The following is an 886-nucleotide window of genomic DNA, read 5'->3' as shown; positions in this document are numbered from 1 at the left end:
CCGATCCGTCGGTGCCGGAACCCACCGTGGAAACCATCACCTACCGCCGAAAGAAAACGCGTGGAGCGCGGGAAACGAAGCTTGAGGGGTTGCCGGTGGAGACGATTGAATACCGGCTGACCGAGGAGGAGCAGGTCTGCCCCTGCTGCGCCGGCACGTTGCACGAAATGAGCACCGAGACGCGGCAGGAGCTCAAGATCATCCCGGCGGAAGTCAAAGTGGTTCGGCATGTGTGCCATGTCTATGGCTGCCGCCGGTGCGAGCAGGAGGCGATCCGCACACCGATTGTGACCGCGCCGATGCCCGCTCCTGTGGTGCCGGGCAGTCTAGTGTCGCCGTCGATGTTGGCGTATGTGATGAGCCAGAAGTACGTAGACAGCCTGCCGCTGTACCGGCAGGAGCAGCAGTTTCAGCGCCTGGGAGTAGAACTTTCACGTCAAACGCTGGCCAACTGGATCATCGCCGGCGCAGAACGGTGGTTGGCCCCGCTCTATACCTATATGCATGCGGAGCTTCTGAAGCGAGATATTGCGCATGCGGACGAAACGACCCTTCAGGTCTTGAAGGAACCGGGACGCGCAGCACAAGCGAAGTCCTACCTGTGGCTGTATCGTACTGGGAGAATCGGCCCGAACATCATCCTATATGACTACCAGCAGGGACGGGGCGGCGAATATCCGAGTAAGTTCCTCAAGGGATTTACCGGATATCTGCAGACCGACGGGTACAGTGGCTACAACCAAGTGAAGGGTGTTACGCAGTTGGGGTGCTGGGCCCATGCGAGGCGGAAATATCATGAGGCGCTTCAGGCGCTGCCCGTCGGTCAGCGGTCGCAGGCAGCGGCGGCAGAAGGACTGGCTTTTTGCAACGCGCTCTTTGAGGTGGA

1 protein-coding gene is annotated in these 886 nt (G+C 60.2%); it reads left to right on the top strand.

Going from position 1 to position 886, the window contains the following annotated elements; all coding sequences use genetic code 11:
- Positions 1–886 (top strand): IS66 family transposase (gene tnpC / locus ACFO8Q_RS00410; RefSeq protein ID WP_380023436.1); only part of this gene is annotated, 886 nt, incomplete at both ends.

It is taken from the genome of Effusibacillus consociatus, assembly GCF_042652925.1.
Lineage (GTDB): Bacteria > Bacillota > Bacilli > Tumebacillales > Effusibacillaceae > Effusibacillus > Effusibacillus consociatus.
This window is presented reverse-complemented; position numbering and strand designations above follow the sequence as displayed.